At 61.0% G+C, this 13033-nt stretch carries 11 protein-coding genes and 1 pseudogene; 5 read left to right on the top strand and 7 right to left on the bottom strand.

Annotated elements, in window-relative coordinates:
* Positions 1–1173 carry a 4-hydroxybenzoate 3-monooxygenase gene (pobA, locus tag QCM77_RS08275; RefSeq protein ID WP_279682848.1) on the top strand — a complete coding sequence of 391 codons (1173 nt, stop codon included), beginning with the start codon at positions 1–3 and terminating at the stop codon, positions 1171–1173.
* 7 nt (positions 1174–1180) lie between these two features.
* On the opposite strand, the gene QCM77_RS08270 is transcribed toward pobA, so the two are convergent.
* Positions 1181–3331, bottom strand: a complete 2151-nt coding sequence (locus QCM77_RS08270) for a CHASE2 domain-containing protein (RefSeq protein WP_279682847.1) — start codon at positions 3329–3331, stop codon at positions 1181–1183.
* An 18-nt stretch (positions 3332–3349) separates the two neighbouring features.
* Positions 3350–4018: a hypothetical protein gene (locus QCM77_RS08265; RefSeq protein ID WP_279682845.1), complete on the bottom strand. Its 669-nt coding sequence runs from the start codon at positions 4016–4018 to the stop codon at positions 3350–3352.
* Between the two features lie 543 nt (positions 4019–4561).
* On the opposite strand from QCM77_RS08265, the gene QCM77_RS08260 reads away from it, so the two are divergent.
* Positions 4562–5017 (top strand): hypothetical protein, encoded by a 456-nt coding sequence (locus QCM77_RS08260; RefSeq protein ID WP_279682844.1) that lies wholly within the window; start codon positions 4562–4564, stop codon positions 5015–5017.
* A 40-nt stretch (positions 5018–5057) separates the two neighbouring features.
* Here the strand turns inward: QCM77_RS08260 and galE are convergent, their stop codons facing one another.
* Together galE and QCM77_RS08250 are read right to left on the bottom strand one after the other, a co-directional pair.
* Positions 5058–6050, bottom strand: coding sequence for a UDP-glucose 4-epimerase GalE (galE, locus tag QCM77_RS08255; RefSeq protein WP_279682842.1), 993 nt, complete (start codon positions 6048–6050; stop codon positions 5058–5060).
* A 293-nt stretch (positions 6051–6343) separates the two neighbouring features.
* On the bottom strand, positions 6344–6622 hold the full coding sequence (locus QCM77_RS08250; protein ID WP_279682840.1) for a hypothetical protein: 279 nt from the start codon (positions 6620–6622) through the stop codon (positions 6344–6346).
* A 344-nt stretch (positions 6623–6966) separates the two neighbouring features.
* On the opposite strand from QCM77_RS08250, the gene QCM77_RS08245 reads away from it, so the two are divergent.
* From QCM77_RS08245 to QCM77_RS08235, 3 genes are all read left to right on the top strand, one after another.
* A complete protein-coding gene (locus QCM77_RS08245) occupies positions 6967–8391 on the top strand; it encodes an undecaprenyl-phosphate glucose phosphotransferase (protein ID WP_347882359.1) in 1425 nt (474 codons plus the stop codon).
* Positions 8392–8812: 421 nt separating this feature from the next.
* Positions 8813–9091, top strand: coding sequence for a hypothetical protein (locus tag QCM77_RS08240; RefSeq protein WP_347882358.1), 279 nt, complete (start codon positions 8813–8815; stop codon positions 9089–9091).
* A gap of 509 nt (positions 9092–9600) precedes the next feature.
* A complete protein-coding gene (locus tag QCM77_RS08235; RefSeq protein WP_279682836.1) occupies positions 9601–9885 on the top strand; it encodes a hypothetical protein in 285 nt (94 codons plus the stop codon).
* Between the two features lie 598 nt (positions 9886–10483).
* Here QCM77_RS08235 and QCM77_RS08230 read toward each other — a convergent pair.
* The 3 genes and pseudogenes from QCM77_RS08230 to QCM77_RS08220 all read right to left on the bottom strand — a co-directional run bounded on the left by QCM77_RS08230 (position 10484) and on the right by QCM77_RS08220 (position 12825).
* Positions 10484–10850 (bottom strand): annotated as a pseudogene (locus QCM77_RS08230) (VanZ family protein).
* Positions 10851–11901: 1051 nt separating this feature from the next.
* Positions 11902–12126 (bottom strand): hypothetical protein, encoded by a 225-nt coding sequence (locus QCM77_RS08225; RefSeq protein WP_279682833.1) that lies wholly within the window; start codon positions 12124–12126, stop codon positions 11902–11904.
* 204 nt (positions 12127–12330) lie between these two features.
* Entirely contained in the window at positions 12331–12825 is a 495-nt protein-coding gene (locus QCM77_RS08220) for a transglutaminase-like cysteine peptidase (protein ID WP_279682882.1), read from the bottom strand.
* Positions 12826–13033: the final 208 nt, after the last annotated feature.

The following is a 13033-nucleotide window of genomic DNA, read 5'->3' as shown; positions in this document are numbered from 1 at the left end:
ATGAAAGTTCAGGTCTGTATCATCGGCGGTGGGCCGTCCGGGCTGCTGTTGTCCCAGCTCCTGCACCTGAAGGGCATCGACACGGTCGTGCTGGAGAAATACAGCCGCGACCACGTGCTTGCCCGCATCCGCGCCGGCGTGCTCGAGCACGGCTTTGCCAGGCTGATGCGCGAGGCGCAGTGCGGCGAGCGGATGGACCGCGAGGGCGAGATTCACAACGGTTTTGAGATCGCCCATGAGGGGGTGCTCTCACACATCGATCTCCACAAGCATTCCGGCGGCAATTCGGTGCTGGTCTACGGCCAGACCGAGCTGACGCGCGACCTCTACGAGGCGCGCGACCGTCTCGGCGGCAACGTCGTGCACAATGCCGAGGACGTGACGCCGCATGACCTGACCTCGGATCGGCCTTACGTGACCTATCGTTCGAACGGCGAAACTGTCCGGGTCGATTGCGACTATATCGTCGGCGCCGACGGCTTTCACGGCGTCAGTCGCAAATCGATCCCGAAGGACGTGCTGCGGGAATATGAGAAGGTCTATCCGTTCGGCTGGCTCGGCGTGCTCTCGCGCACGAAACCGGTGTCGCCGGAGCTGATCTACGTGAAGCACGTGCGCGGCTTTGCGCTGTGTTCCTTGCGGTCGCAAGTGCTGAGCCGCTATTACGTCCAGGTGCCGCTCACCGACAAGGTCGAGGACTGGTCGGACGACGCGTTCTGGGTCGAGCTGAAGCGCCGCCTGCCGGATGATGTGGCTTCGCGGCTGGTCACGGGACCGTCGATCGAGAAGAGCATCGCGCCCTTGCGCAGCTTCGTCGCCGAGCCGATGAGTTACGGCCGCCTGTTCCTCGCCGGCGATGCCGCCCACATCGTGCCGCCGACCGGCGCGCGCGGGCTCAACAGTGCTGGCTCCGACATCTATTATCTCTACCACGCCATGCTCGCGCACTATCAGAACGGCGATGATTCGGGTCTCGAAGGCTATTCCGCCAAGGCGCTGGCGCGGATCTGGAAGGCGCAGCGCTTTTCGTGGTGGATGACCATGATGCTGCATCGCTTCCCCGACCGTTCCGAATATGAAGATCGGCTTCAGCAGACGGAGCTGGAGTATCTGTTCTCGTCCGAGACGGCGCAGCGGCTGCTCGCGGAGAATTATGTGGGGCTGCCCTTTTAGGACGCCGCTACTTCCCTTCCAGCGTGTTCACCGGCGTCCAGTCGGCCGGCGGTGGGTTCGCCGCCAATGCCCGGGCACGCCTGGCAAAATATCGGCACGGCGGATCGTCGCCGGCCGCGCTTTCGAACAAATCGGCGGCTTGCGCGAAGTCGCGTGCCCGCCAGCACGCAAGACCCTTGGCGTAGATTGCCGCGCGCACGCCTTGCTCCTGCGTTTCCCGGTTCATGTCCGCCAGCGGCTCGTACACCCTGATCGGCTCGTCACGTCCCTGCACTCTGACCGTATCCAGCTCGCGCCAGGTATAGGTGCCGCGGCTCTGGCTCACTGTCATTTCCGAGGCCATGATCGTCGTGCCGAAATATTTGTTGGCGCCTTCAAGGCGCGAGGCGAGGTTCACGGTGTCGCTCATGACGGTGTAGTTGAAGCGCCGGCGCGAGCCGATATTGCCAACTACGGCTTCGCCGCTGTTCAGCCCGATGCGGTGAGCGAGGCGGCGGCCCTGGAACGCGGGGTGGCTTCGGTTCAGTTCTTCCAGCTTGTCGCGGCATTGAAGCGCGGCAGCGATCGCGTTGCGTGCATGATCGGGATCGTCGGCCGGGGCGCCGAACATCGCGACGACGGAATCGCCGATATATTTGTCGACATAGCCGCCATGGCTTTCGATGATATCGGTCATCGCGGACAGATAGTCGTTCATCAATGCGACCAGCTCGCCCGGCGTCATCTTCTCGGCGATCGAGGAGAAACCGCTGAGGTCGGAGAAGAACATCGTGATGTTGCGCATCTCCCCGCCGAGCGCCGGCATCTTGCCGGAGGCAACCATGCTGTTGATCACTTCGGGCGCGAGATAGAACGCAAAGCTCCTGCGCAGAAAGCGTTCCTCGCGGTCGGCGATGACGAAGCGGTAGCCGATCATCATCGCGAGTGCGGCGAGACTCGCAAGCACTGGCTCGGTCAGGGGGAGGGCAAACGCATGGACGAAGGTGCCGACGGCGACGGCGGTGTAGGCGGCGGTCAGTGCGAGCCAGGTGAGCATCGCGCCGGTCGGGGCGAGCAGGCAGGCCGCGCAGGCAATGATCGCGGCGAACACAATCGTCAGAATCATCCGCAGCGGCAAGCCGAGCTCGGTGACGGCGTCGTGCTCCATCAGATTTCGGACCACCGTTGCGTGAACGAAAACGCCGGCGATGTCGCTGCGGGCCTTCTGCGCGGTACTCGCCGGCGCGGGCAGGGCGCATCGTTGCGCCGGTGTCCCATCATATCCGCCGGACAAGTGCATCGAGGTCAACTTGCGGTCATCGAAGGTGAGGATGCTGCCGAGCAGCACGACCTTGCCGTCGAAGGCGCGGCGGAAGAAGTCGTAATCGCCTTTCTCGACGCAGGCACGCAAATCGGCGAAGGAATAGGCTGGGACGTCGCGGCCCATGCCGCGGAAGTTGAGCGTCAGCGTGTTGGGGACTGCACTTGGGATTGTGTAGCCAGCTAATGTCGTCGCACCGGACGATCCGGTCTCAGGTTTCGCGCCGAGCGCACGCGCGGCGAGTTCGACCGCCATCGCGGGGACAGGCTGGCCGTCGATAGGAAAGCTCAACGGCATTCGCCGGATAACGTCGTTAATGTCGGTATGGACGTTGAGGGCGCGGATGTTGTTCTTCACAGCCAGTTGCTGCGCGCGATCGGGCCGCTCCGGATGGTCATTGCTGAGAATCTCGCCGAGCACCAGCTTGCCGCCGTCGGAAAGCTTCCGCAGGGCGATGAGATAGTCCCGGTCAAATCCCTTCAAACGGCTGCCGAACGACGCGTCGCCGAACGGAATCTCCGATTGCTCGATCGAGCTTTGAAAGATCACGTCGAACCCGATCACCTTGGCGCCGCCGTCGGTGATGCTCCCGAGCACCCGGCCGATCTCGCGCGTCCATGTCTGCGTCGGCGAGCCCTTGAACGGCGGAGTGTCGTAGGTCTCGCCGTCGATGGCCACGACGACGACCGGCGATGTCGCGGGATCGCGGTAGTCGCCGACGAGCTTGCCGCGCAACGCCGTGAGGATGTCGAGCGAAAGGCCTTGCAGCGTGCTGAGCGGCGGGGACGTCAAGACCGCGCCCGCAACGAGCGCGATCAGGATCGCCGCAACGATGTCCCGTCCCCCGATCCTCCGCATCGCCGCGTCGCAGACCGCCTATTCGAGCCGCAGCAGGCGGCCGACGATCGGCGTCGGCGATGACGTGGCACTGGCATCGACCTGGAAGGCGTAGCGCTTGGCGCCGAGAATGGCGAGATAGCTGCCGCCCGGGGTCAGCGACTTTCCGGCCTTGGCGAAGTCGTAGAATTTTCCGCCGATCATGATGTCATTCACCAGCGGGACGCTGATCGTGGGCTCCTTGCCATCCGTGCGTTCGATCACCAGCGTGCTGCCGCTCTTGGCTTGCACCAGCGGCGCGACGCCGTAGAGCGTCGGCAGCTTGGCCGGCGCGCCCTTGGCGTCCGAGCGCATGGTGCGGAAGGTGGTAGCCGCACTCTGGTTGGCTTCGCGTTCGGACAGTTTAGCCGCATTGGTATCGCAGGGGACCTTCTCCCGCTTGACCTCGCCGAGCTGCACGGTGCTCTGCTCGGCGCCGACCAGGACGACGCCTTCGCTGATGGTCTCGCGCTGGCAGGATTTGAGATAGCTGAGCGTAATGCTCGCCTTGGGTCCGAGCTTGATGATCTTGCCCGGCGCCACATAATCCATGAACGCGATGCCGTCGACCTTGCCTTGCACATCCTCGACGATCGCGGCCGGGGTCTCCGCCAGGGCGGGGACCGCAAGACAGAACGCGCCGACAACGGCGCCGATCAGGCTTCTCATGGGAATTCTCATCCAATTCGACTTATGTATTGCGTGTATTGCGGTCCCGTCCTGGTCCGACGCTTAGCAGCGCAGCGCCCAGGCAAGTGTGACCGGAATCACTCTTAGATATTGGTGCACTTTATCAGGAAGAGGTTCAAACCGGCGACCGGAGAAACCACAGCCCAGGCAAGCTGTTGGCCGGATGGATAATGTCAGGCGGCTGGGACCGCCTCAGGCGAACGGTCCTCGACCGGACGGCTCTCTGCTGCAGTCTCTATAATGGGAGCGAGCGCGGCCTCGGCCTTCTGGTACGGCGTCGCTTCAAGCTGCCAAACGAGGTCGGCACGCCAATCGTTCTTACCGCGTTATGCAACGAGGTCCAGCTTTCTTGCCCGCTGCACGGCGGAGCGTGCGCCCGCCCGCGTCGGCTCCGTACATGGGCAGCAATTTGACCGGTTGGTTTTGCAGGTTGTTAACCGTGGCGGAATACGCGCCGCATCGGTCATTGTCGCGCCCCAGAGTTGGTTGCACATACGTATGAATTCTACGGCGGATGTTTTCATGCTGAGAGACGGCAAATATGCTGCCTGGTTCCGGACCCCGCGCGGTCAGGGCACGGGCCTTGTGGAATTGGTCGAGGGCCGGATCTCGGGCAGCGACAGCTTCTTCACGTATGGCGGCTCTTATCGAGTCGACGAGCAGCGCTTCACGGCCGTTCTGACCACGCGGCGACATGCCGAGGGGCCGCCGACCGTGTTCGGGCCTGACGAGGTCGAGCTCAAGCTCTCGGGCGTGTGCCGCGGTGCGATGGCGACCTGCTCGGGAACGGCCAGGGAAGCGCCCGACGTGACGTTCGAGGCGACGTTGATCTACAACCAGGAAGATGCGCCGGCTAGCGACGCCCGATGCGCGGTCGTGAAGCTCAATGACAAATTGCCCAAGGGCCTCGACAGCCGTTCCCGGCCGCGCCATCCGTTTGTGCCGGGATCGCTCGGGTCAGAACGGAATAGACCATAGACCACGCGTTAAGCCGCCCTGATTGATTTCGGCGATGTTGTCAGCGCTGCTTAAGCGGGTGCGCCTTCTGGTGCCAGGCCCAGGCGGTGCGGATCACGGTCGGCAGGTCGGAGTGTCGCGGCACGAAATTTAGCACTTTTCGCGCTGCGGAGGGATCGGCGACCAGATAGGTGGGATCGCCGGCGCGGCGCGGTTTGACGGTGTGGGGCACCTCGCGCCCGGTCTCCTGCCTGATGGCGGTCAGGATTTCGCGCACCGAAAAGCCGGAGCCGGTGCCGAGATTGAAGCTGCCGCCGGCATGCCCTTGTTCCAGCAGTTTCAGCGCCGCGACATGCGCTGCGGCGAGGTCGGTGACATGGATGTAGTCGCGGATCGCGGTGCCGTCGGGCGTGTCGTAGTCGTCGCCGAACAATGCGAAGTCGGCATGGCCCTGCAACGCCATCATGGCGCGCGGAATGAGATGGGTTTCGTTGTCACGCCATTCGCCGATGCCGCCGGCCGCATCGGCGCCGCTGGCGTTGAAATAGCGCAGGCAGAACGCGCCGAAGCCGTAGGCTGCGCGATAATCGGCGAGCATGCGCTCGATCATCCACTTCGACGCGCCGTAAGGGTTGATCGGCGCGCACGGAAAATCCTCCGGCAGCGCCTTGGAGTCCGCGTTGCCATAGACGGCGCCGGTCGAGGAGAACACGATGCGCCGGCAGCCTGCACTCCGCATCGCCTGCAACAGCGACAGCGTGCCCTGCACGTTGTTGATGTAATATTTTTGCGGATCGGTCATGGACTCGCCGACGAGGCTGGCCGCCGCGAAATGCATCACCGCCGTGACCTTGTGCTCGGCGAAGGCGCGCGCCAGCGTGGCGCCGTCGAGCAGATCGCCCGTTACCAGCGGGCCGGCGACGAAGCTGCGATGACCTGTCGACAGATTGTCATAAACGACGGGCTGATAGCCGGCGGCGGCCAGTGCGCGGCAGGCATGCGAGCCGATATAGCCTGCGCCTCCTGTGACGAGGATAGTCGGTTGGTCGGTCATAGTCTACTTACCTCAAGGCGAAAGGAACGATCACCAACGCGACAGTCCCAGCAACAAATCTACCTCAAACACAAGGATCGCGACTGAACCACTGGGACGAATTTTGGGGCGCGCTCGTGAGCATGGCCCAACTCTTTCAGAGAGCTTCGCCTGAGACGTCAATACGCTATCGACGAAATCGGAGCGCCACGAGCGGCTTTATGCTCCACCCGTGTGGAACGAATGCTCATTTGTGCACCTGACGGATTGCTCGCGCGGTTCTCCGAATCGCCGATCCCTGCGTTTCGGTCCGGCTAGCCGAAGCTCCGGCTGTCGAACGACGGCGAGGGCTTGACACGACGGGCCGGCGCTCGCGCGCGGATCAGAAGCGCGCCGAAGAAATAGCCGAGCTGGAGCACCCCGGCAAAGACAAGAATCGTAACAACAGTGTGAGCTGTATCATGTCCTTGCCAGGCCGAGCCCGCACCTAGAATCACTGCACCGAGAACGATGGCGGGCGGCAGGATGAAGACTTGGAATCGTCCTCCCAGCAACGATCCGATCAACAGGCTGAAAACGGCAACGGTACTCACGACACAACTCCTCGAATTGGTCACGAGTGTTAATGGCTGCGACCTAATAACGGCTTAAGCGGCATGGTTGAACAGCCGTTCAAATGCGCGCGAGATCCTGCGCGGAAATGACGCGATTTGGCGGCAAACGCGGCGGGATGCCCGCATAATTGTCACGTGTGTGACAGCACTTTGAGCATTTTCTTGAAGCGACGCTGCGTTGCAGAAAATCGATTTGATTTTTTCGGTGCACTGCCGCAATGTCGCTTTGTTTAGTTAAGATATACTTTTAGCGCACGTCGCGAATTGGATCGATTTTGCCCGCAATTCTTGATGCGAAGGTGTGACGAGGCAGCGAGGTTCGGATGGCTGTAGCAACTTACGGTTCGGAAAACTATTATTCGGGTATATCGAACCGACGCGGTGCCCTCCAGAGGCCCCTGCAGGTAGCCTTGATCGCCGGTGACTTCTTCGCGGTGCTGCTTAGCTATTTCGTGGCGAGCGGTCTTTATCGCGTCCTCGTGGCCGAACAGGATTCGTCCGTCGGAGCAGGTCTCGTCGTCGGCGCGGTGTTCGTGACCATCGCGTACTTCCAGGGCGTCTACGATCATCATCGCCTCTTGAGTACGATCTGGCAGCTGCGCAAGGCTCTGGCGGTCTGGTTGATCTCGCTGACCATTCTCGCGGTCGAGGCTTTTCTGCTCAAATCGTCCCAGGACCTGTCGCGCGGGACCACCCTGTTATTTGCCGCGACCGGTGGCGTTGCCTTGGGCGGGCTCCGCGTGCTGTGGCGCCTGGCGCTCACGTCGAGCTATGCCAAGGGTCGCCTGGTCGACCGGAAAGTGGTGCTGCTCAGCCTCAAGCCCCTCGATTTCACATCGAGTCGCTTCAAGGATCTGCGCAAGCACGGCTTCAACGTCGTGCGGCATTTCGTGCTTGAGCCTTCCGAAGAGGGCGCCGGCTGGGATCGCGAGATTCGCGATATCGTCCGTCAGGCGCGGACGGCGGATGTGGAAGAATATCTCCTGGTCGTCGACTGGGACGAAATGCCTCTTCTCCAGCAACTGAGCCAGCATCTGCGCGTGGTCCCCCAGCCGATCCGCCTTCTGCCGGATTTTCCGATCGCCGACCTGGTCTCGCGTCCGTTCCAGCCGGTCAGCGGCACGGTCGCGATCGAGATCCAGCGTGCGCCGCTCAGCGTCTTCGAACAGGCGCAGAAGCGCTGTCTCGATATCGGCCTCGCCTCGTTCGCCCTGCTGTTGCTGGCGCCGCTGCTGGTGACGGCCGCGATCATGATCAAGCTCGATTCGAAGGGCAGCGTGATCTTCAGGCAGTCCCGTCGCGGGTTCAACGGCAAGCAATTCCAGATCTGGAAATTCCGCTCCATGACGGTGGCGGAGAACGGTCATGTCGTCACACAGGCGACGAAGAGCGACGCGCGGGTGACGCGGGTCGGTCGCGTGTTGCGGCGGACCAGCATCGACGAGCTGCCGCAGCTCTGGAACGTCCTTCGCGGCGAGATGTCGCTGGTCGGACCGCGCCCGCATGCCCTCGCGCATGACAATTACTACGATCAGCTCATCAGCAATTACGTGTACCGCCATCACATGAAGCCCGGTCTGACCGGTTGGGCCCAGGTCAACGGTTTTCGCGGCGAAACCCCGACCATCGATCTGATGGAAAAGCGGGTCGAGTACGACGTCTGGTACGTCAGCAACTGGAGCATCGGGCTCGACATCAGGATCATCCTGAAGACCGCGCTGGCGCTGATTCATCAGGAAGCCTATTGAGACCCTGATTGCTCAGGGCGACGCTGGTCGACGAGCCGAGCTTCGCCGGCGACGCCCGTAAGGGAATGAGCTAGTCCCTCAGATAGGCAGGCCTGTCGTCCGACGGATAGCAGGGATGACGAAGTTGCAGTCCCTTTTCCGTGACGTAGCGTCGGAATAGCTCCCGGTCGATTTCCGGCGCTCCACATGTACGATTGATAAGCTCGGCACGCGCTCCGCAGCTGCGGTCTGATAAAGCACGGCCGCGCTTGGGAACAGGCGTGCACTGAAGATGTCGGTGAAGTCCTGTCCGCATTGTTCGTCAGCTCGGACGGCATTGCGCCATAGAGACGCGAAGAGCCAGCGGCGCGAATGAGCTGGAGCCGAGCTTCGACTGGCGCGAACCTGTAGGAAAAGGCCGAGGAAGGTCGAGCTCAACCTCTTGGGCGTGTACAACGGCGCGAGGGCGACCTGCTCGGGAACGGTCGAGGGAGCGCCCGACGTCAAGTTTGAGGCGACGCTGATCTACAGCCAGGAAAACGCGCTGGCAGCGGATGCCAGGTTCGCGGTCGTCAAGCTCAAGGCCGACAAGTTGTCCAAGGGTCTCGACAGCGGTTTGCGGCCACGCCATCTCCCCGCACCTGGACCTCTTAGCTCAGAGCCAAGGCAGAACTATCCAAGTAACCGTCGCCAGCAGCAAATCTACAGCAGCCACGGCTAGTGCAATCGCTATCCAATCAGGACCCTTGCGGCGCAATCGAGCGATGTATCGGTGCGGTAAGGCTCGTGCGGGGAAAAAGTGGAACGATACCAAACAGATTCTTCGGAGACAGCGGTGTTGCTCAGGAGTGATCTCACGGAAATCTCGCTTAAGTAATCTGAACTTAAATTCACGGTTGATCAATGCAGCCGAGCATAGAGCTATCGTCGCTACATGCAAGAGGGTTGCAGAGGGGGCCGTTTTGACGGTGCCGAATGCTTCCTGCCCCTCGAAGTACCATCCTGCCCGAAGCAGAGACACAAGTGTCCGAAACGAGGTTGAAGTGAGATGTCCCCGGTGGCAGCGGGAGACGCTCGCCACGTGCCCGGCCCTCGTGCCCCCAACGTCCTTGCGCTTTAGCTTTGCATTGACGCTGTTGTCGCGAAAACACCCCGCGACCGCGCCGCGGCAAGAGTGCCTTTAGACGTGAAATCTAGGTTGGCGCTCATAACAAAAGGGCGGACAGGGATATGCCTCAGATCTGGATGACATATGACGAACTCGCGATGCTCAGCGGCTGCACGCCTACAGAAGCCAGAATGCGGGCCATCCATTTGTCGCTCCACCGCCGCAAAAGCCGCGATGGTGCTACCCGCGTTAAACTCGATCTGGCGCTGACGGCCAAATTCTTCGCGTCTGTGCGCGAGGCCGATTTTGATCTGGACGGCGCCATCGAGGCGCTTCAGGCAACGCATCGGCAGATGGCTGAACTTCTGGCCCCCAACGAGTTCCGTACCGGACACAGGGCGGCCTGATTGCCGCGAACTGCGGCTGGGAGCCGACCTAGCGGGTCCGGCGGTTGGCGCACATCTTCATGGGCCAAGTGATGCGGACACGAATGCCGGCATCCTCTTGCCATTTAATCAGCGCAAGGCGCAATCCAAGGCACCGCAACCTTAGCCGACGCTCAGGTCGCGGCGCTTTTGACCATGGCGAGCTGCGGGGGCAAATGGTCAAGTTGGGCGCTCGTGGGCGACGTTATTGTTGGCGACCGATCCCTAATTCGCGCTGGAGCTGGGGTGTGAGACCCATTGCCCCTTCAGTTCGGCCTTGGCCTGTTCCGAGATTTCTCGTTGCCGGTGCGGGATTGGAAAATGGCGAGGGAGAAGGGCTAGGCGAGGTCATTGAATTTGTTGCGGTGCCGGCATATCCGCTGCGAATGCCGTTTGAGTAGGTCGCTTGGGCGTGAGCGGACAGGGAAGTGCCGAGCAGCGTGGCCCCGGCCACGAGCATTGCGAAATAATACATTTGAGTTTTCGATCCGATTAAGCTGCCCATACCGCCACTGTGATCCCAAAGCTGCGCGTTGCCAACTGCAATTTGTCGCACGTCCGCATCACCCTGTGTAGGCGTCTAGGAGGGCGGTCTGGGCAAAAAAAGCGAGGATGGTTTGAGCAAGGAGCACCCCAACTGTACCTCCCGCTGCTTTTTGGAGCACGTCTATCAATGAGGGATCGCGATCAGGCGTCAGTCCTTGCAGGACCTCTAAGCCGACCGCAACGGCCACCACCAGCGCGCAGGCCAAGCCAAAACGTCCCGGCAAAAGGAACGACAAAAGGAGGCCTAACAGTCCATATGCACTGAAGCGCTCGATGACGACAACCCAATAGGCTTCGTGATGGCCCACAAGAACGGGCCTTCCCGCCAACCTCGCGAGTGTGGCGTAGACGATAAGCGCAAAGCAGATCCCTGCGGCGGCGATGAGGTGGTTACGACGCATGCTGGCAGAGTATAACAATCGGAATCTAGTAGGCCGAAAAAGCGCTCGTATCGTTAAAAGGATCTGCCATGCGGGGTCCGCTGCAGGCTATGCGATGGCATCCCCATGGCCCTATCGGCAGCAAAAGATAGAGCTCAAAGATAGCGGAAATTCAATCTTTCATGGCCGGATCGCTGAGGGGATCCACTTGGAAGGCTTTTACCGCATCAACCGTTACGACGCCCTCCGGACGCAACCCGCTGCATCGGGGAGACGTTACGTTTGTCAGGACGCATCAGAAACTGTGGGGGGTGGGAGGACCGCGAAGGTCGGACGTATGGTTCCCATTTGAGATATTTGGTGCGTCGTGCCCGCGAGATGGCCGAACGGGTAGCGTAGCCAGCCGCGAATGAGGTCGCTGCAATCACAACCAAAAGTACCAAACCGAGCATTTAAGGGAGACCTCATGAGCGAGACAGAACCACAGTACGCAGACAGTTCAACCCGGATAAGGCAATTTCGCGGAAACCCTATGACTGCGATCAAATGAATTTGCGTAGGATAGGGGGAACCAAGTTTGCAGCGGGCCCATGTTTGCAAGCTTAACCCAGGGCGCCGCTCCTGATGCGACTTGGCTAAATCGGCGTCGCCGTCGCGAAAGGACTTCTCGGGTGAAGTAAACCGCCGCAAATCCAGCATCGAAGATCGCTAGTATAAAAAACAAGGCGAACATGGCGCCAGTGAAGCATTCTGTGTGCCACCCTTCCGTACCTAGCCGATTCTACATGCCAAACCCGTGCCCAGATTCTGAATAAAGGGCACAACACAACCCAAAGCAGTTCCTGTACCTCACGATTGCGGGCCAGTCGATATGAGCGGTTGACCAGTGTAAGGTTCTTAGTTCGCCGCCACCCTTCATATCGCGACAACAAAGCTTTCCACGCTGGGCGAAATCACCGAAGTGAACCATGACGACCTCGCAGCGAACGTTACGAGAGCAGCAGATCGGGTGTCTGGGAATCGCTGTTGTGGAAGTAATGCCGCTAGCCCGCGCGGGCGCTTCAATTTCCGTTTAGGGTTTCACATTGCTGTCTGGCGCTTTCACGGGAGTATCCCACGGGCGCTTTCCATTGACGTCCCGGTCCCATGGCCGCACGGTTGAGCCGCTTTTTTGCTCTGCCGCGTCCCTGGCGCGCGCGGCCTTGATTTGGTCGCGAAATGATATTTCGGGCGTAGCAGCAGGCGGCACAACCGGCTGTGCGGCAACCGGAGCCGCAAAAAGGGTAATCGCGATCATGAGATATGTTTTCATTACCCGCGATAACACGTCTGGGGGCGCCGGTCCGATTTACTTGGTCCGCAACCTCAAGGTTGGCACGCACTTCTTGTTCAGTAATGGCTAGCGCCTAAGCGACTAGGACCGCTGTCGTGACATTCTCCTGTGTTGCTAGGAGCATCCATCCGCCGGATTTTGCGTGTGGTAAAGACCCCGGTCCGATGCTCACCCCCCACCGTCGGCGATCGTGGTCCATAGCCGAGGCTGACCCGGCATCTGAATTCGAACCCAGCGATAGGGTACACGCGCCCACGGCTTGATTACCGGCGTCAGATTGTCGAGAACCAGATCGCCACTTCGGGTACGCACGACGAGAATGAGGTGATGCTTTCCCCAACGGGTCACGACCTCGCTCAGCAGAAGCGCGATTGAGGGCAAGCCTCGATCGAGCAGTTTGTGGCGCTTGGTCACTGCGTAATCATTGCAATCCCCACGATCCGGATTGATCAACCAGGCTTCGACGCCCGAGCTCAATTCCGCGCCGTCCGGACTAATGCTGCGGTTAACGGTTTGATTGATCTCTTTGAGAATGGCCCAGCGTTCGCCAGTCAGGCGAACCAGACCCCCGCGAAAGAGCGGCTGCGTGCGACAATCGTCCGCGTAGCGCAGGCAAAACATCGTGTAGGCCATTGGTGGAAGCGTCGGCGTTGCGAACCGCATGTGCCGTATTGTTGGCGACTGGGTCCCCGCCGGCATCTCCAGCTGCGCTGCATTGACGGCGTCAGGCCCGACGATTATCCCCACAATCGCCAGCACAGCCGCTGCAAAAAAGGGCGCATGTCATGCTTCCCTATCTGTTGGGGGACGCTAGGTGCAACGGTGAGAGTTCCCGTGCCACGCCAACTCCTCACTTCAAAGTCGCTCGAGT

This window comes from Bradyrhizobium nivariense, assembly GCF_029846695.2.
Lineage (GTDB): Bacteria > Pseudomonadota > Alphaproteobacteria > Rhizobiales > Xanthobacteraceae > Bradyrhizobium.
This window is presented reverse-complemented; position numbering and strand designations above follow the sequence as displayed.